Annotated in this window: 14 protein-coding genes; 6 read left to right on the top strand and 8 right to left on the bottom strand. The window is 71.5% G+C overall.

The window, feature by feature from the left end; all coding sequences use genetic code 11:
• Positions 1-69 precede the first annotated feature (69 nt).
• The 6 genes from ACZ4V1_RS28165 to ACZ4V1_RS28140 all read right to left on the bottom strand — a co-directional run bounded on the left by ACZ4V1_RS28165 (position 70) and on the right by ACZ4V1_RS28140 (position 8277).
• Positions 70-261, bottom strand: a complete 192-nt coding sequence (locus ACZ4V1_RS28165; RefSeq protein ID WP_468341264.1) for a hypothetical protein — start codon at positions 259-261, stop codon at positions 70-72.
• A gap of 127 nt (positions 262-388) precedes the next feature.
• Entirely contained in the window at positions 389-1387 is a 999-nt protein-coding gene (locus ACZ4V1_RS28160; RefSeq protein WP_468341261.1) for an alpha/beta fold hydrolase, read from the bottom strand.
• The gene (locus ACZ4V1_RS28155) at positions 1384-1872 is read right to left on the bottom strand and encodes a phage holin family protein (protein ID WP_426523935.1); all 489 of its coding nucleotides are present in this window, start codon (positions 1870-1872) and stop codon (positions 1384-1386) included. Before ACZ4V1_RS28155 ends, ACZ4V1_RS28160 begins: the two co-directional genes overlap by 4 nt.
• A gap of 114 nt (positions 1873-1986) precedes the next feature.
• Positions 1987-3411 carry a Na+/H+ antiporter NhaA gene (nhaA, locus tag ACZ4V1_RS28150; protein WP_468341256.1) on the bottom strand — a complete coding sequence of 475 codons (1425 nt, stop codon included), beginning with the start codon at positions 3409-3411 and terminating at the stop codon, positions 1987-1989.
• A 223-nt stretch (positions 3412-3634) separates the two neighbouring features.
• The gene (gene acs / locus ACZ4V1_RS28145; RefSeq protein WP_468341253.1) at positions 3635-5590 is read right to left on the bottom strand and encodes an acetate--CoA ligase; all 1956 of its coding nucleotides are present in this window, start codon (positions 5588-5590) and stop codon (positions 3635-3637) included.
• Positions 5591-5814: 224 nt separating this feature from the next.
• The gene (locus ACZ4V1_RS28140; RefSeq protein WP_468341250.1) at positions 5815-8277 is read right to left on the bottom strand and encodes a SulP family inorganic anion transporter; all 2463 of its coding nucleotides are present in this window, start codon (positions 8275-8277) and stop codon (positions 5815-5817) included.
• 354 nt (positions 8278-8631) lie between these two features.
• Between ACZ4V1_RS28140 and ACZ4V1_RS28135 the strand changes: the two genes are divergently transcribed.
• A complete protein-coding gene (locus ACZ4V1_RS28135; protein ID WP_468341247.1) occupies positions 8632-9948 on the top strand; it encodes a polysaccharide deacetylase family protein in 1317 nt (438 codons plus the stop codon).
• Between the two features lie 29 nt (positions 9949-9977).
• On the opposite strand, the gene ACZ4V1_RS28130 is transcribed toward ACZ4V1_RS28135, so the two are convergent.
• The gene (locus ACZ4V1_RS28130; protein ID WP_468341244.1) at positions 9978-10958 is read right to left on the bottom strand and encodes an ATP-binding protein; all 981 of its coding nucleotides are present in this window, start codon (positions 10956-10958) and stop codon (positions 9978-9980) included.
• Between the two features lie 111 nt (positions 10959-11069).
• Here ACZ4V1_RS28130 and ACZ4V1_RS28125 point away from each other — a divergent pair, with 111 nt between their 5' ends.
• On the top strand, positions 11070-11894 hold the full coding sequence (locus ACZ4V1_RS28125; protein ID WP_468341241.1) for a Fic family protein: 825 nt from the start codon (positions 11070-11072) through the stop codon (positions 11892-11894).
• Positions 11895-12270: 376 nt separating this feature from the next.
• Here ACZ4V1_RS28125 and ACZ4V1_RS28120 read toward each other — a convergent pair whose 3' ends face one another.
• Positions 12271-13140, bottom strand: coding sequence for an HAD family hydrolase (locus ACZ4V1_RS28120; protein ID WP_468341238.1), 870 nt, complete (start codon positions 13138-13140; stop codon positions 12271-12273).
• Between the two features lie 728 nt (positions 13141-13868).
• Here ACZ4V1_RS28120 and ssd point away from each other — a divergent pair.
• From ssd to ACZ4V1_RS28100, 4 genes are all read left to right on the top strand, one after another.
• Entirely contained in the window at positions 13869-14993 is a 1125-nt protein-coding gene (gene ssd, locus ACZ4V1_RS28115) for a septum site-determining protein Ssd (protein WP_468341235.1), read from the top strand.
• A 634-nt stretch (positions 14994-15627) separates the two neighbouring features.
• Positions 15628-16800: a TadA family conjugal transfer-associated ATPase gene (locus ACZ4V1_RS28110; RefSeq protein ID WP_468341233.1), complete on the top strand. Its 1173-nt coding sequence runs from the start codon at positions 15628-15630 to the stop codon at positions 16798-16800.
• Positions 16797-17702 (top strand): type II secretion system F family protein, encoded by a 906-nt coding sequence (locus ACZ4V1_RS28105; RefSeq protein ID WP_468341230.1) that lies wholly within the window; start codon positions 16797-16799, stop codon positions 17700-17702. Before ACZ4V1_RS28110 ends, ACZ4V1_RS28105 begins: the two co-directional genes overlap by 4 nt.
• Positions 17699-18496: a type II secretion system F family protein gene (locus ACZ4V1_RS28100; protein ID WP_468341227.1), complete on the top strand. Its 798-nt coding sequence runs from the start codon at positions 17699-17701 to the stop codon at positions 18494-18496. The genes ACZ4V1_RS28105 and ACZ4V1_RS28100 overlap by 4 nt, the downstream gene beginning before the upstream one ends.
• Positions 18497-18553: the final 57 nt, after the last annotated feature.

The following is an 18553-nucleotide window of genomic DNA, read 5'->3' as shown; positions in this document are numbered from 1 at the left end:
CTTGCGGCGGTCGGGTCGTGCGGCTGCCGCGTGTGCCGCGCACGGCACACGGGCGTCGCGAGGGTGTTGTCAGTTCACGCCGCGTGGATGGCGCAGGCGCACGGAGACCCAGCGGGCCCGGCGGCGCAGAATGCGCGGAATGCCCACCCGTGGGTCCGCACCCGCCAGTTGCGGGGTGCCCCCTCGCCGGTGGGTGCTGCTCACGCCGCTCGTGGAGCGGCCGTCGCGTGCTACGTCACTGTAGTCGTGCGTCCAGCCCATACCCGGACGTGTGCCCCCGCCCCAAGGTCGATAACCGTTCTCAGCGCCCCCAATTGGCCTATGCGTCGGGCAAGTGGCCGTTCATAGGACAAGCGTTCCGATTCGGGTACCGGGTGCGTTCGTTCGGTCACCGATCGGGCTCGGGGTCCTTCAGCCAATTGATCAGTTCGGTGGAGAAGGCGACCGGATCCTCTTCGTGTGGGAAGTGCCCGAGACCGTCGAACAGCCGCCAGCGGTAGGGCGCTTCGACGTACTGCCCGGACCCGGCCGCGCTCCGCGTCCGCATCACGGGGTCCAGCGAACCGTGCAGATGCAGGGTCGGCACGCGCACCGGCCGCTTCATACGGCGGTAGAACTGGATGCCGTCCGGACGGGCCAGGGAGCGCACCATCCAGCGGTACGGCTCGACGGAGCAGTGCGCCGTGGAGGGGATGCACATGGCGCGGCGGTACGCGTCCACCGCCTCGTCCTCCAGCGGGCGCGGCCCCGACCAGTCGTGGATCAGCCGGCCGACCAGCGCGCCGTCGTCCGCGGTCAGTTGGCGCTCCGGGATCCAGGGGCGCTGGAAGCCCCAGATGTAGGATCCCGCCCGGGTCTGGCGGACGTCCCCGAGCATGGCCGAGCGCCAGCGCCTCGGGTGCGGCATCGACGAGACCGCGAGCCGCCGTACGAGTTTGGGCCGCATCGCGGCGGCCGTCCAGGCCAGGTAGCCGCCCAGGTCGTGGCCGACCAGCGCGGCGTCCGGCTCGCCGAGCGAGCGGACCACGCCGGTGATGTCGAGGGCGAGGCCGGCGGGATCGTAGCCGCGCGGGGTGCGGTCGCTGCCGCCGACGCCGCGCAGGTCCATCGCGACGGCGCGGAAACCGGCGTCCGCGAGCGCCACCAGTTGGTGCCGCCAGGTCCACCAGAACTGGGGGAAGCCGTGCAGCAGGAGCACCAGCGGCCCGTCACCCAGTTCGGCGATGTGGAAGCGGGCGCCGTTGGCGGCGACGTCCCGGTGGGTCACCTCGTGCCCGCCCGGGACGCCGAGCCGTACGACCGAGGTGGGTAGTGGCGACGATGGGGGTTGCCCCGGGGGGGACTGCCCCGAGGGAGATCGCCCCGAAGGGAGGGAGGAGCCCGTCATGAGGACGAGCGTGCCACAGCCTCGATGGCTTCGGGGGACCGGTCCGCGGGCAGTTCCGGGCGCGGGTGCGGCTTGGCGTTCTGCAGGACGCCCGCCGACTGCTTCACGGACGCGGCGACCTTCTGCGGCCCGCGGCCCTTCTTGGCCTTCTTCGCGAAGACGATGCCGATGAGGGCGAGGAGGGCGGCGACGAGGACGTTCGCCGCGAAGGACAGCAGGAAGCAGACCGCCAGGTTCCAGCCGCTCCAGGTCCGGATGCCGTACGCCAGCGCGAAGCTCAGCATCGGCAGCGAGAAGACGAGAACGGCCCCGGCCAGCGAGAAGGCGCCGCCGCTCGTCGCCCCCCGTTTGACGTCCTGCCTCAGCTGCGCCTTGGCCAGCGCGATCTCGTCGTGTACGAGCGCCGACAATTCGGTGGTCGCCGAGGCGAACAGCTGACCGATGCTGCGTTCGGTGCCGACCGGGCTGCCGTCGGGTGCGCTCATCGCGGTCTCCCTCTTCTCCTGGCTCGTCTGCGTACGGTTCCGTGGCTGTCGTGTGCTGCCCGACCACTGCTGCCCGACGGCGTACGGTTCCGTCTTTTGTACCGTCTCGTCAGATCATGCCGGACGGTCGCCCTCATCGCCTGCCCCGCCCGGCACTTCGGCAAGCCGCGCCGACTCCATCTCCTCGGCGATCCGGCGGTGCTCGGCGGCCTTCTTCTCGTAGACGGCGGCCACACGCCGGTGGTAGGCGGGGTCGTCCTCCTCGTAGATGTCCGGGACGCCGCTGAGGTCGTCGTCGCGCTCCTCGTCCGCGATCATCTTGCGGTACTTGGCGTTCCGTACCTTCAGCAGGACGGTGGCCAGGAGCGCCGCCATGAGGGAGCCGATCAGGACCGCGGCCTTGACCTGGCCCGTCATCGTCGCGTCCCCCTCGAAGGCCAGCTCACCGATGAGCAGCGACACGGTGAATCCGATACCGGCCAGGGTCGCCACCGCGAACACGTCGGCCCATTCGAGGTCGTCGCTGAGCGAGGCCCGGGTGAAGCGCGCAGTCAGCCAGGTGCCGCCGAAGATGCCGAGCGTCTTGCCGATCACGAGCCCGAGCACGACGCCGAGGGTCTCCGGCTTGGTGAACACGTCGGCGAGCGCGCCGCCCGAAAGCGTGACACCCGCGCTGAACAGCGCGAACAGCGGCACGGCCAGGCCCGCCGACAGCGGACGCACGAGGTGCTCGATGTGCTGGCCCGGGGAGTGCTGCTCGCCTTCGCGGGTGTGGCAGCGCAGCATCAGGCCCATCGCGACGCCGGCGATCGTGGCGTGGACGCCGCTGTTGTACATCAGCCCCCAGATCACGAGGCCGAGCGGGACGTACACGTACCAGCCGCGCACCCCCTTGCGGAGCAGCAGCCAGAAGACGGCGAGGCCGACGACCGCGCCGCCGAGCGCGGCGAAGTTGAGCGACTCGGTGAAGAAGACGGCGATGATCAGGATCGCGAACAGGTCGTCCACGACGGCGAGCGTCAGCAGGAAGGCGCGCAGGGCGCTCGGCAGGGACGTGCCGATGACGGCGAGTACGGCGAGTGCGAAGGCGATGTCGGTGGCGGTGGGCACCGCCCAGCCGACCAGGGAGCCGCCGCCTGCGGAGCTGGTGATCGTGTAGACGACCGCGGGCACGGCCATGCCGCACAGCGCCGCCACCACCGGGAGCGCGGCGGCCTTCGGGTCCTTCAGGTCACCGGCGACGAGTTCGCGCTTGAGCTCGATGCCGGCGACGAAGAAGAAGATGGCGAGCAGTCCGTCGGCGGCCCAGTGCGCGACCGACAGGTCCAGGCCGAGGGTCTCGGGGCCGAAGTGGAAGTGACTGACGCTCTCGTAGCTGTCCTGTAGCGCCGGTATGTTCGCCCACACCAGCGCGGTGACCGCGGCGATCAGCAGCAGGACGCCGCCGACCGTCTCGGTGCGCAGTGCCTCCGCGACGTAGTTCCGTTCCGGGAGGGACAGGCGTCCGAAGGCCTTGCGGGGGGTGTGGGGGGCGGTCACAGGAAGAACCTCCGGTCGGTGGGCAGCACGGAACACTCGCCGACCAGACTTCCCGGCACACCATGAGGATCTTTGCGGATCTTGTTGAGTCTCTTACGCGTTCATTAGCCTACCTAAACTGCGGCGAGGGTGCCGGGTGATCTCCGTGACGGTGCAAAGGCGGGCATTCCACGCGAAAGGGCACCCGGCGTGGTTCTCGCCGGGTGCCCTGGGAGCAGGCGGTTCAGTCTTCGCTGGACGCCGTCGGGAGCTGGGTCTGGATGAGATCCATGACGGTGGAGTCGGTCAGGGTCGTGACGTCTCCGAGCTGCCGGTTCTCCGCCACGTCGCGCAGCAGGCGCCGCATGATCTTGCCGGAGCGGGTCTTCGGCAGCTCGGCCACCGGCAGGATCCGCTTGGGCTTGGCGATCGGGCCGAGGGTGACGCCGACGTGGTTCCGCAGATCGGCGACCAGGGTGTCGGTCTCCGCGGCCGAGCCGCGCAGGATCACGAAGGCCACGATGGCCTGCCCGGTCGTCTCGTCCGCCGCGCCGACCACGGCCGCCTCGGCGACCGACGGGTGGGAGACGAGGGCCGACTCGACCTCGGTGGTGGAGATGTTGTGGCCGGAGACGAGCATCACGTCGTCGACGCGGCCCAGCAGCCAGATGTCGCCGTCCTCGTCCTTCTTGGCACCGTCGCCGGCGAAGTACTTGCCCTCGAAACGCGACCAGTAGGTGTCGATGAACCGCTGGTCGTCGCCCCAGATGGTGCGCAGCATCGACGGCCACGGCTCGGTGAGGACCAGGTAGCCGCCCCCGCCGTTCGGCACCTCGACCGCCTCGTCGTCGACGACGGTGGCGGAGATACCGGGCAGCGCGCGCTGGGCGGAGCCCGGCTTGGCGTCGGTGACGCCGGGCAGCGGCGTGATCATCATCGCGCCGGTCTCGGTCTGCCACCAGGTGTCGACGACCGGGGTGGCGTCGGCGCCGATGTTCTTGCGGTACCAGATCCAGGCCTCGGGGTTGATCGGCTCGCCGACCGAGCCGAGGACGCGCAGCGAGGACAGGTCGAACTTCGCGGGGATGTCGTCGCCCCACTTCATGAACGTCCGGATCGCGGTGGGCGCGGTGTAGAGGATGGAGACCTTGTACTTCTGCACGATCTCCCAGAAGCGCCCCTGGTGCGGGGTGTCCGGGGTGCCCTCGTACATGACCTGCGTCGCGCCGTTGGCGAGCGGGCCGTAGACGATGTACGAGTGGCCGGTGACCCAGCCGACGTCGGCGGTGCACCAGTAGACGTCGGTCTCCGGCTTGAGGTCGAAGACCGCCCAGTGCGTGTACGCCGTCTGGGTGAGGTAGCCGCCGGAGGTGTGCAGGATGCCCTTGGGCTTACCCGTCGTACCGGACGTGTACAGGATGAACAGCGGGTGCTCCGCGTCGAACGCCTCCGGCGTGTGCTCGGCGGACTGCCGGTCGACGGTCTCGTGCCACCACTTGTCGCGGGAGTCGTCCCAGGCGACCTCCTGGCCGGTGCGGCGGACGACGAGCACGTGCTCGACGGTGCCGGCGCGCTCGACGGCCTCGTCGACGGCCGGCTTGAGCGCGGAGGGCTTGCCGCGCCGGTAGCCGCCGTCGGAGGTGATGACGACCCGGGCGTCGGCGTCCTGGATGCGGGTCGCGAGGGCGTCCGAGGAGAAGCCTCCGAAGACCACCGAGTGGGCGGCGCCGATCCGGGCGCAGGCCAGCATCGCGATGGCCGTTTCGGGGATCATCGGCATGTAGACGGCGACCCGGTCGCCCTTGTGCACACCCAGCTCCAGCAGGGCGTTGGCGGCCTTGGAGACCTCGTCCTTGAGTTGGGCGTAGGTCAGGGAGCGGCTGTCGCCGGGCTCGCCCTCGAAGTGGATGGCGACCCGGTCGCCGTTTCCGGCCTCCACATGCCGGTCCACGCAGTTGTAGGCGACGTTGAGCTTGCCGTCCTTGAACCACTTGGCGAACGGCGGGTTCGACCAGTCGAGGGTCTCGGTCGGCTCCTCGGCCCAGGTCAGCCGGCGAGCCTGCTCCGCCCAGAAGCCGAGCCGGTCGGCCTTGGCCTGTTCGTACGCCTCCGCCGTGACGTTGGCGTTCGCGGCCAGGTCGGCGGGGGGCGCGAACCTGCGCTCTTCCTTGAGCAGGTTGGCCAAGGATTCGTTGCTCACGACATCTCCCATTCTCAGGGTTGTCCGTTGTGTCCCAGGCCACAGCTCATCAGACCCGGGGGGCCGATGACAAGGGTCGACGGGCAACTGGTTTAGACCTGTGCGGCGGCCGTCCGTCCTCGTGGCCAGTGGTCATCAGTACCCACGGATGCCGACGGCGCGGGGTTCAGTGTCTGTAACGCCGCTCACAGCACCTGCCCCCGCGTCACGGCCCGCCATATCGCTCAGGCGGTCAGGTCGGTCTCCAGCACCAGCTCGAACACTCCGTCCCCGGCGTCCTCGGAGAGCAGGTACGCCTGGGCCTCGCCCACGTGGAAGTACATACCGTGCAGCTCCAGGTCGCCCGAGCCCAGGGCCCGGGACACCGCGTCGTGCGCGCGCAGGTGCTCCAACTGCTGGACCACGTTGGCCAGACAGAGCTGCTCGGCCGCGTCGGCGGGCCGGCGTCCGGCCAACAGGGGCCACGCGCCCTCGTCCTCGGGCATGCGCTCCAGGCTCGGCAGCCCGTGCCGCAGCCACCGCTTGAGCGGGGTCTGCGCACCCCCGGGCTCTGCGCTGAGCAGCGCCTGCATGGCCCCGCACCCGGAGTGCCCGCACACCGTGATGGACCGCACCTTCAGGATGTCCACCGCGTACTCGATCGCGGCGGCCACCGAGTCGTCGCCGCTCTTCTCGCCGGGCAGCGGCACCAGATTGCCCACATTGCGTACGACGAAGAGGTCACCGGGGCCGCTGGAGGTGATCATCGACGTGACCACCCGAGAGTCGGCGCAGGTCAGGAAGAGCTGGGAGGGCTGCTGTCCCTCGCGGGCCAGCCGCGCCAGCTCTCCGCGCACCAGCGGAGCGGTGTTGCGCTGGAACGCGCTGATGCCACGCGCCAGTTCCCGTCCGCTGGGTCCGTTGTGGCCGTACGGTCTGCCGGGTGCGTCGGTCCGGCCGGCCTTGCCGGTACTGCCGGACGCGTCGGGCCGTCCGGCGGGAGCGTCGGATCCGCTCGGGCCGGTCGCCGCGTCGGCGCTCTGGCCGGCGTCGTCCTGCCGGTCGGCGCCGGGCGCGGGTGCCGGATGCGAGGGTTCGCACTGGTGGTTGCGCCAGGGTGTCCAGGGGCGGCAGCGGCAGCCGTCCACGTCGGCCGGCTCGGAGATACGGGTGCCGGGCCGACGGCCGGTGATGTCGACGGAGCCACCATGCGCGGTGTGCGTCTTCTGCCAGTCCTGGAGCGTCTCGTACGCCGCGTGGTCCATGAACGACCCGTCCAGCTCCACGACGGCGTCCGCGCCTTGGGGCACGTGGTGCAGGACGCGGCTGAGTCTCGGCACCGCGAGGAACGTCAACTGACCTCGTACATGTACGTGATGGACTCCTCCCGTCTCGGCGTGCGTGATCCGGGTGCGGGTCAGGCGGTGCAGGGCGACGCCGACGGCCACGGCGATGCCCAGCGCGACGCCCTCCAGGACACCGAAGAACACCACGCCGCAGGTGGTGACCGTGTAGACCAGAACCTCACGGTGGCGGGTCACCGTGCGGATGTGGTTGAGGGACACCATCTTGAGGCCGACGAACATGACCAGGGAGGCGAGCGCGGCGAGGGGGATGAGCTCCAGGGCCGGGACCATCAGCAGTGCGGCGATCACTACGAGAACGCCGTGCAGCATCGTGGAGTTCCGGCTGACGGCACCCGCGGCCACATTCGCGGAACTGCGCACGGCCACACCGGCGATGGGCAGGCCGCCGAGCGACCCGGAGACGATGTTGGCGGCGCCCTGCCCGAGCAGCTCGCGGTCGAGGTCGGAGCGTTTGACGCGGCCGGTCAGGCCCGGCCGGGCGGAGACCAGCTTGTCCACGGCGACCGCGCCGAGCAGGGACTGCACACTGCACACCAGCGTGGTGGTCAGGACGGCCGCGACGATTCCGAGTACCGGACCCTCCGGGAGGGTGGCCAATGCGTGGCTGCTCCAGGACGGCAGGTCGACCTTGGGCAGGCGGAGCCCGGCGAGGGCCGCGACCGCGGTGGCGCCGGCCACGGCGATCAGGGCGGCGGGAAGCTTGCCCAGAAGCCGTCCGGCCCGGCCGGGGACGCGTGGCCAGAGCAGCAGCAGGCTCAGGGTCAGCACGCTCACCGCGAGGTCGGCCGGTCTGGGGTTCGCCAGCTGGGCGGGCAGGGCGCGCAGGTTGTCGGGCACGGAGCTCTGCGGGGTGCCGCCGAGGACGATGTGCAGCTGGGCGACGGCGATGGTGACGCCGATGCCGGCCAGCATGCCGTGCACGATGGCGGGGCTGACGGCGAGCGCGGAGCGCGCCACGCGCAGACAGCCGAGGCCCAACTGGGCGAGCCCGGCGAGCACGGTGATGGCACAGGTCGTACGCCATCCGTAGCGCACGATGAGGTCGGCGGTGACCACGGTGAGTCCGGCGGCGGGGCCGCTGACCTGGAGCGGGCAGCCGCCGAGCCATCCGGCGACGATCCCGCCCACCGCGGCCGCGACGAGGCCGGCCTGGAGGGGGGCGCCGGTGGCGAGGGCGATACCCAGGGAGAGGGGCAGGGCGATCAGGAAGACGGCGATCGAGGCCGACAGGTCGGCGCCGGCGACGCGGAAGCGCCGGGGGCCACCGGGTGGCGGGCTGTGAGGTGGATGGACGTGCTCGGTACGGGCCGAATCGGCACGGGCGGGGACGCAGGCAGACATGTTTCCCGTCTCCTCCGGGGCTGCGCGGTCGCGGTCATGGTCGGTCCCCCGCTGAACGGGGGCAGTTCGCGGCCGTGGGTCACGGCGTACAGCGGCGGGATGCCCGAGCGCTCGATGGTTGTGGTCGCGCTCTGTAAATAGATCGTAATTCAGAGTAAAGAAGAGGCATAGACTTTTCGCGCAAATGGAGTAATGGGCAGCTCACAGGAGTGAATCAGGCATTTCATCGGCTTGTCGTACTAATTCCTTCTCGCATTCGTGCCACCTTGACGGCGCTGACGGCACGTCCCGGCTCAGCACCCGACATCGCCCTCGTCGGCGTTGGCCCGAGAGAAGGAAGAAGGTGGGCGGAACATGGCCGCCACCCGCAGGATCGCCGTGCGCACCGCGATCGCCGCCGCGGTCTGTGCCGCGTCGCTCGCCGGTTGCGCGATCGGCAGCAATACCGGTTCCGGCGAAGGGACGCACGGTCCGCAGAAGGAGAAGGGGGAGAAGGGTGAGAAGGAAGGGAAGGAGAAGGGGAAAGCGGCACCGGCGCCCAAGAACGCGGTCCGCCTCATCGGCGACGGTTCCACCGCGTACACCGGGGCCCAGCCGCACCTGCCCCGCCCGGAACGCCTCAAGCCCGGTCGGAAGCCCCCGCAGTTCGTGGTGTTCTCCTGGGACGGCGCGGGCGAGGACAGCCAGAAGCTGTTCTCCCACTTCCGTGAAGTGGCCAAGGAGAACAACGCGACGATGACGTACTTCCTGAGCGGCGTGTACATGCTGCCGAAGGAGAAGCGGGAGCTGTACCGGCCGCCGCAGCACTCCCCGGGCCGCTCCGACATCGGCTTCAACGACGAGCAGGGCATCGCCGACACCGTCAAGCAGCTGCGGCTCGCGTGGTTGGAGGGCAACGAGATCGGCACCCACTTCAACGGCCACTTCTGCGGCCCCGGCGGCGGGGTCGGCGAGTGGTCCGTCGAGGAGTGGAAGGACGAGATCCGCCAGGCCAAGCAGTTCGTCAAGACCTGGAAGACCAACACCGGGACGAAGAACGCCGCGCCCCTCCCCTTCGACTACGACAAAGAGCTGATCGGCGCCCGCACCCCGTGCCTGGAGGGCCAGGAGAACTTCATGCGGGCCGCCGGTGAGATGGGCTTCCGCTACGACAGCAGCGGTGTGAACAACCAGGTCTGGCCCAAGAAGAAGCAGGAGCTGTGGGACCTGTCGATGCAGCTCGTGCCGTTCCCCGGACACACCTTCGAGCAGCTCACCATGGACTACAACTTCATGGTCAACCAGTCGGGCACCACCACCCAGGGCGACCCCGCCAAGCACGAGTTCTGGGGCGACCAGATGCGCGACGGGCTGCTCCAGGGCTTCCAGCGGGCCTACGACGGCAACCGCGCACCCCTGATCATCGGCAACCACTTCGAGTCCTGGAACGGCGGCACCTACATGCGTGCCATCGAGGAGGTCATCGAGGAGGTGTGCACCAAGGACCAGGTGCGCTGCGTCTCCTTCCGGCAGCTCGTGGACTGGCTGGACGCCCAGGACCCGAAGGTCCTGAAGAAGCTGCGCACCCTGGACGTCGGTGAGGCCCCGAAGAAGGGCTGGGCGTCCTTCCTCTCGGCCGCCCCCGCACCGGCGCCGAAGGGTGTGCCGGGAGCGCCGGCCGCCAAGCAGTAGCCGGCCCCGCCGCAACGGCGAGGGCGTCGTCACGCCGGGGCGACGACTCCTTCGCCGAGGACGAAGCCGGGGTCGACCTGCGCCGCCAGGTCGGCTCCCGTGCGCTCGTTACCCCAGCTGTGGGCGTTCTTCAGGTGGAAGTGGACCATCTGGCGCGTGTAGCGCTCCCGGTCCCGCAGCTCGTACGTCGCGTCGACGGCCGAGTGCAGGGTGCTCAGCGCACGGCGGTTGGCGTCCTCCAGGAGCTCGAACCGGGGTGGCCGGCCCTTCTCCATGGCGCGCACCCAGTCCGAGTGCCCGACGGTCGTCAGGAGGTCGCCGCCGACCTGTTCACGGAGGAAGTCGAGGTCGTCCGGCCCCTGCACCTTGTTGCCGACGACCTTCAGGACGATGCCGAAGTCGCGGGCGTACTCCTTGTACTGGCGGTAGACGGAGACCCCCTTCCGGGTCGGCTCGGCGACGAGGAACGTGATGTCGAAGCGGGTGAACATGCCGGAGGCGAACGAGTCCGAGCCCGCGGTCATGTCGACCACGACGTACTCCTCGGGGCCGTCGACCAGGTGGTTCAGGCACAGCTCCACCGCTCCCGTCTTCGAGTGGTAGCAGGCGACCCCCAGGTCGGCGTCCGTGAAGGGCCCGGTGACCATCAAACGGACGGCCCCGCCGTCCAGTTCCACCGGTCGGGCGCAGGCGTCGTAGACCGGGTTGTCCTCGCGTACCCGCAGCAGGCGCGAGCCCTCGCCGGGCGGAGTGGTCTTGATCATCTTCTCGGCGGAGGTGATGCGCGGGTTGGTGCCGCGCAGATGGTCCTTGATCAGCGGCAGGTGCTCGCCCATCGCGGGCAGTCCGGCCGCCTCCGCCTCGTCGAGCCCCAGTGCGGCCCCCAGGTGCTGGTTGATGTCGGCGTCGATCGCGACGACGGGCGCACCGGTGGCGGCGAGTTGGCGGATGAACAGGGAGGACAGGGTGGTCTTGCCGCTGCCGCCCTTCCCGACGAAAGCAATTTTCATGTTCACCAAGCGTAGTGGCGCAGTAGCTGTAGGTGGCACGAGAGTCCGGAGGTACGTGAAGAAGACCACTCGTTCGTGGGAGGGGGCGCCGGGATGCGTAGTGTCGTACTCATGAGTACGACAGGCGCGACCGCCGATCCGCTCGCGGCCCTGGGCGCACTGCCCGGCGTGGCCGAGTCCGTGGAGTCCGTACGCAAGGCCGTGGACCGGGTCTACGGCCACCGGATCATGCGGCGCCGCAGCAACGAGATCACCTCCGAGGCGGCCCTGCGCGGCGCCCGGGGCTCGGCGGCGCTGTCCGGGGCGGACTGGGCCCTGGAGGAGGTGCGCAGGCGGACCGACTTCAGCGGCGACGACGAGGCGCGTGCGGTGGGTGCGGCCCTGCGGCTGACCGCAGAGGCGGGGCAGCTGCTGTCCATCTGGCGGCAGTCCCCGCTACGGGTCCTGGCCCGGCTGCACCTGGTGGCGGCCGCGGACAAGGCCGACCAGGTCGGACGGCCCCGCCAGAAGGGCGAGCCGGTGGACGAACCGCTCGTCGAGCTGCCGCTGCCCGGTGCCGAGGAGGCGCACGGCCGCCTGGACGGACTGGCCGCGCTGGTCATGGCGGGTGGTGCCGCGCCGGCGCTGGTGACGGCCGCCGTCGTGCACGGCGAGCTCCTGGCGCTGCGGCCCTTCACGACGCACAACGGCCTGGTCGCCCGCGCGGCCGAGCGCGTCGTGCTCATCAACAGCGGCCTGGACCCGAAATCGGTCTGCCCGGCCGAGGTCGGGCATGCCGAGCTGGGGCGCGCGGCCTATGTGGCGGCGCTCGACGGCTACGTCTCCGGGACCCCGGAGGGCATGGCCGCCTGGATCGCCCACTGCGGCAGGGCGGTCGAGCTGGGCGCGCGCGAGTCGACGGCGGTGTGCGAGGCGCTCCAGCGCGGGGCGGCGTAAGGGCGGGCAGGAGAGGCGCGAGAGGCCGTAGAGGCCGTAAGAGACCGAGAAATGCGGCGGTACGAGCACTCGTACCGCCGCTGGCATGAGCACCGGGTTACCAAGCGTCCTCGAAATTTGCCCATCAGGTCGGGAACTTTGCCCGTCACCTGGTGCGGCTGGCCCGTAATCGACGGGTCGACGTCGCGTGGGTACCCGATGTCCATGCTCGGTCCGTGGGGCCAAATGCGTTCTTAAGGTGATCCTTTCGGATGTCCTTGGTCTCGCGGGCCGTTGACTCCTTTGTACTCCTGCCCCGAAGCAAGCGGAAGTGCCGACCGCACTTCTTTACTTTTGCGCTCATACGCGGGTGAAAGGGCGGATCCGGATCAGCGGTTCAGGCCGCCGCGGACCGCCGTCGGCTCGCGTACCAGACGAGGCCCGCGGTGGCTGCCGCGGCGCCTATCGCGGCGGCGGCCACGAGCGCCGGACGCGGGGGTACGGAAAGACCACGGACCCGCTGCTTGAGCCGTACCGGACGGTGGAAATCGAGAATCGGCCACTCGCGCGCGAGGGCTTCGCGGCGCAGTGCCCGGCCCGGGTTGACCGCATGGGGATGTCCGACCGACTCCAGCATCGGCAGGTCGGTCGCCGAATCGCTGTAGGCGTAGCAGCGGGTCAGGTCATACCCCTCGGACTTGGCCAGCTCCCGGATCGCCTCGGCCTTGGTCGGGCCGTACGCGTAGTACTCCACCTCTCCCGTGAAGCAGCCGTCGTCGCCCACGATCATGCGGGTCGCCACCACCCGGTCCGCGCCGAGCAGCTCACCGATCGGCTCGACGACCTCGGCGCCCGACGTGGAGACGATCACGACGTCGCGGCCGGCGATGTGGTGCTCCTCGATCAGCGAGGCGGCCTCGTCGTAGATGATCGGGTCGATCAGGTCGTGGAGGGTCTCGGCGACGAGCTCCTTGACCAGTTGGACGTTCCAGCCGCGGCACAGCGCGGAGAGGTACTCGCGCATCCGCTCCATCTGGTCGTGGTCGGCGCCGCCCGCGAGGAACACGAACTGGGCATATGCGGTACGCAGGACGGCCCTGCGGTTGATCAGCCCGCCTTGGTAGAACGACTTGCTGAACGTGAGGGTGCTCGACTTCGCAATGACCGTCTTGTCCAGGTCAAAGAAGGCCGCCGTGCGGGGCATGGAGTGCGGCACGGAGTGGGGCGAGGAGTGGGGCAAGGAGTGGTTTTCCACGACCCCGAGCATAGGCGCAGCCCATTCGGCGTAAGGTGGGGCGCGTGGGTTTGCCTGAGATGGCTCTCGGGTACACCATGGAAGTCACGGATCGTTCGCGACCGTGCTAACCCGGTCCGACTCCTCCCCCCCCGAGTCGGCCGTGGAGACGACCCCCGCTCTCCCCCCCGGCGGGGGTCGTCGCATGTCCGGATGGGTTTTCCCTTCTTTTCCGGCCCGGATTCCGGGCTGTGGCCACAGAGCTTGAGCTGATATGTCATGCCCATGACTTACTACGTAGAGTAGTCATCGGGCTGCTCTGCGGAAGTCGTACACAGGGTGGAGCGGGGTGGGTCGGGGCTCACCGGTTTGAGTGACGCGATATTCACAATCGTTGAGTTGTCCACAGTTTTTGACCAAGATCCACACGATTTCCGGGATCGCTGCACCGTGATTCCCATGCGTCAGGGCCGCACCGAGTTCCACGACCGGTTCGGTTTGCCGGACGCGTATGGCCGGGGGCGACCGATGTCCAAGTCGACGCGTAAGTCGGTGTTCAAGTCGGGCGTTCACCTCGGCCGTTCAGGTGGGGACCATTTGCCGGTTCTTCACACGGTTTGCAATCGCGGGGCCGCAAGGGCCGCGCGAGGCCACGGATGAGGTCACAGATGAGGTCACAGATGAGGCCACGGACGAGGCCACGGACGAGGCCATAGGTGTCGGGCGCGACCGCGGGGTCGCAGCGAAGGGGGACGCGAGTCATGACCGGAACCATCACCCACGATCCGCCGCCGGCCGCCGGGGGGCGGCAGAGCGGACCGTTGATCGTCACCGAGGACACGGAACTCCTCGACGACCTGTTGCGCCTGTGCGCGGCGGCCGGCGCCACGCCGGAGGTGCACCACTCGGTGCCCGCGACGCCCACTGCCTCCGGACAGCGGGGCGGATGGGACGCCGCGCCGCTCGTCCTCGTCGGCGACGACGCCGCGCGACGGGTGCGCGGGGCCGTGCGGAGACGGGGAGTGGTGCTCGTGGGCCGTGACCAGGACGACCCGGGGGTCTGGCAGCGGGCCGTCGAGATCGGCGCCGACCACGTCCTGATGCTGCCCGACGGCGAACAGTGGCTGGTCGACCGCATCGCCGACGTCGTCGAGGGCGTCGGACGGCCCGCTCTCACCGTCGGCGTCATCGGCGGCCGAGGCGGCGCCGGAGCGTCCACGCTGGCCTGCGCACTCGCCGTCAGCTCCGCACGGGAGGGACTGCGCAGCCTCCTCGTGGACGCCGATCCCCTGGGCGGCGGCCTCGACGTGCTCCTCGGCGGGGAGTCGGCCGAGGGGCTCAGGTGGCCCGCGTTCGCCGCGTCGCGGGGGCGGGTCGGCGGCGGCGCCCTGGAGGAGTCGCTGCCCGAGCTGCACTCGCTGCGGGTGCTCAGCTGGGACCGGGGCGACTGCGTCACGGTGCCGCCCCAGGCCGTTCGGGCGGTGCTCGCGGCAGCCCGGCGCAGGGGCGGCACGGTCGTCGTCGACCTGCCGCGCCGGATCGACGACGGCGTCGCCGAGGTCCTCGCCCAGCTCGACGTCGGACTGCTCGTCGTCCCGGCCGAACTACGGGCCGTCGCGGCGGCCGCCCGGGTGGCCGCCACGGTCGGCATGGTCCTGCGCGACCTCCGGGTCGCGGTACGCGGGCCGTACGCCTCCGGACTCGACGACCGTGAGGTGGCCCGGCTGCTCGGACTGCCCCTGGCAGGCGAGGTCCCCGTCGAATCCGGGCTCCTGCGCGCCACAGAGAGCAGGCAGCCCCCGGGCGCGTCCGCACGCGGGCCGCTGGCGCGCTTCTGCAGGGAGTTCTGGGGGCGGGCGCTGGTGGAGGCGGGTGGGGACGCGTGAGGACGCTGATGAGACCTGAGGGGCGAATGGGGGCGACGTGCTGACCGGGGCGCTCGTGAGCGGTGGGAGGCGGGTCGGGACGGACGCGGTGAGTGCGAGTGCCGGGAGGCGGGTCGAGGTGACTGCGGGGGTGGTGGAGGTGGCAGGGATTGCGGGAGTGGAGACGGCCGGGGAAGCCGGAGGCGGGCGTGCGGACCCGACTGCCCGGGAGTCCGGGGCGGCGATGGCTTCTCGAGTGCCGGTGGGGGCGGGATCCAGGGATTCAGGGGGGTCCACTGACGAGCTGTCGCCGGACGGGGATGATGCCGGGCTGCCTGCGGGAGGGCCGGCTGCGGGGCGACTGCCTGCGGGACGGCGAGCCGGGGCAGAAGCCTGGGGCGGCCGGACTTCCGAGGCGTCCGCGGGATCGGCTGCACGGAAGGTTCCTGGGTGGGCTTCCCGGACGTCACTGGGGTCGGGCCACGGGTGGGTCCCGGGGATGGCGATCGGGTGCTCCCCGAGGGCGGGCATGGGGTGGTCCTCGGGTGTGGCTTCCGCGGGGCTCCCGGGGGCGGGCACCGGGCGATCCCCAGGGCCGGCTTTCGGGCGGACTTCGGTGGAGGCCTCGGGAAGGGGGCCTGGCCCGGCGTCCGGGATGCTCGACGGCGTGCGGCGGTGGCTCGCCGAGAGCGGGGCCGAGCCGACGCCCGCGCGTGTGGCGCAAGCCTTGCGGGAACAGGGGCGGGTGCTCGGGGACGCCGAGATCCTGGGCGCCGCCGAGCAGCTGAGGTCGGAGCTGGTCGGCAGCGGACCGCTGGAACCGCTGCTCGCCGACCCGTCGGTGACCGACGTACTGGTGTCCGCCCCGGACCGGGTGTGGGTGGACCGGGGTGGCGGTCTGGAGCTCACGTCGGTTTCCTTCCCGGACGCCGGTGCGGTCCGGCGACTCGCGCAGCGGCTCGCCACCGTCGCCGGGCGCCGGCTCGACGACGCCCGGCCGTGGGTGGACGCACGGCTGCCCGACGGCACCCGGCTGCACGCGGTACTCCCTCCGGTCGCCGTCGGCTGCACCTGCCTGTCGCTACGGGTCGTACGGCCGCGTGCGTTCACACTCGACGAACTGGCGGCGGCCGGCACCGTGCCGCCCGGCGGCGACCGCGTGCTGCGCGCGCTGCTGGAAGCACGGCTGTCCTTCCTCGTCAGCGGCGGCACCGGCAGCGGCAAGACGACGCTGCTGAGCGCGCTGCTCGGGCTCGTCGGACCGGACGAGCGCATCGTGCTCGCGGAGGACTCGGCGGAGCTGCGGCCGGACCATCCGCACGTCGTCCGTCTGGAGACCAGACCCGCCAACCAGGAGGCCGCGGGCCTGGTGACTCTGGAGGACCTGGTGCGGCAGGCGCTGCGCATGCGACCGGACCGACTGGTCGTCGGCGAGGTACGCGGCCCCGAAGTGGTCCACCTGCTCGCGGCGTTGAACACCGGTCACGAGGGCGGCTGCGGGACGGTGCATGCCAACGCCGCCGCCGACGTACCGGCCCGGCTGGAGGCACTCGGCACGGCCGCGGGCCTCGACCGGGCGGCCCTGCACAGTCAGCTCGCGGCAGCCCTTTCGGTCGTCCTGCACTTGGCACGGGACCGGGCCGGACGGCGCCGGATCGCCGAAGTGCACGTGCTGGAGCGCGACTCGTCGGGGCTGGTGCGGACGGTGCCGGCGCTGCGGTGGGGAGCGGAGGCCTTCGTGGCCGAGCACGGCTGGGATCGGTTGCGGGCGTTGCTGCGCGGTGACGGGCTGGAAGCGCGCGCCGTCGGACGGGAGGTGCGCAGGTGACGGGGACGGTTGAGCTGTCGACGGGCGTGGCCCTGGCGTGTCTGGGAGCCGCGGCGTGGCTGTCCGGGAGCGGGTGGCACTCCGGCGTACGGCGGGCGCGCCTGGTGCTCGGCGACGGCGACGGCGACGGCGATGGCGACGGCGACGGCGTGGCGGTCGGCTCCGGGCCACCCGCGGTGCGCCGGGTGACGGACGGGCTGGGGCGTGTCCGTGGCCGGTTGCGGCCCGAGTGGTGGTCGTTGGCGGCCGGGCTGGTGCTGGCGGTGCTGGGCAGCTCGATACTGCCGGTCGTCGCGGGCGCGGTCGGGGTGCCGCTGCTGCGGCGGACTCGGCTGGCCGGGAGGGCGCGGCGGGTCCGGGAGCGCCGGCAGGACGCGGTGATCGCGCTGTGCGGGGCGCTCGCCGGGGAGGTGCGTGCGGGGCGGCAGCCGGGCGAAGCGCTGTTGTGTGCCGCCCATGACTCCGGCGGGCTCGATGACGCCCAGGCGGCGGTGCTGGCGGCGGCCAGGTTCGGTGGGGACGTCCCGGGCGCGCTCGCGGCGGCGGCGCGGCGGCCGGGCGCCGAGGGGCTGCGGGGGCTGGCGGCGTGCTGGCGGGTCGCCGTGGACCAGGGCGCCGGGCTGGCGGCCGGGCTCGACCGGCTGGAAGGCGCACTACGTGCCGAACGGGACCAGCGCTCCGATCTGCGAGCCCAGTTGGCGGGCGCCCGCGCCACGGCGGTGATGCTCGCCGGCCTGCCTGTTCTGGGTCTCCTGCTCGGCGTCGCCCTTGGTGCCGACCCGCTGCACGTGCTGCTGCACACCGGGGCCGGAATGGGCTGTCTGCTGGCCGGTGGGGTTCTGGAGGGCTTGGGCGTGTGGTGGGTGGCGCGGATCGTGCGGGCAGCGGAGGCGGCGTCGTGAACGGGGAAGTTGTCCACAGGCTGGGGGCGGTGGTGGGGACGGTGCTGGTCGCCGGGTGCCTGGCGCGCGCGGCCGGCGCCGCGCGGCGGGAGCGGACGGTACACAGGCGGCTCACCGGGCTGCTGGCCCCGCGCCCGGCACGCGCCGTCCCACGACACGTCGAGGTGCTGGGCGCCGTGCGCGGCTGGCTGCCGCTGGTGGGCACGGTGGGTGCCGGGTGGGCTCTGGTCGGGGGTGGGGCCGGAGTCGTGGTGGGGCTGGTGGGCGCGGCGGTGCTGTGGCGTCGGCGCTCCCGGCGGTCGGCCTCCGGTGCGGCCGCGGCGGAGACCGTTGCCGAGGAGGCCGCCCGTCAGATGCCGTTGGCGGCCGATCTGCTGGCCGCGTGCATCGCGGCCGGTGCGGGTCCGGTGGCCGCGGCCCAGGCGGTGGGTGACGCCCTCGGAGGGCCCGTCGGAGACGCACTGGGACGCGGCGCCGCCGAGGTCCGCCTCGGCAGTGAGCCGGGTGTTGCCTGGCGGGGCTTGGCCGCGATTCCGGGCGCCGGGCCGCTGGCACGGCTGCTGGAACGGGCCGATGTGTCCGGGCTGCCCGCGGCCGGCCCGGTTGCCCGGCTCGCCGCCCAGGCCCGGGCCGACTGGGCCCGCGCCATGACGGCCCGGGCCCGCCGAGCCGCCGTCATGGTCACCGCACCGGTGGGGCTGTGCTTCCTGCCCGCGTTCATCGCGGTGGGCGTACTGCCGGTGGTGATCGGGCTCGCGGGCGGGGTGCTGGGAGACGGAGGAGGTGGCGGCTGACGGAATGGAGCGGGCGGGCGCCGGGCCCGCGAGTGAGTGACCGGCGGACGAGCAGCT

The organism is Streptomyces sp. NPDC028991 (assembly GCF_055564775.1).
This window is presented reverse-complemented; position numbering and strand designations above follow the sequence as displayed.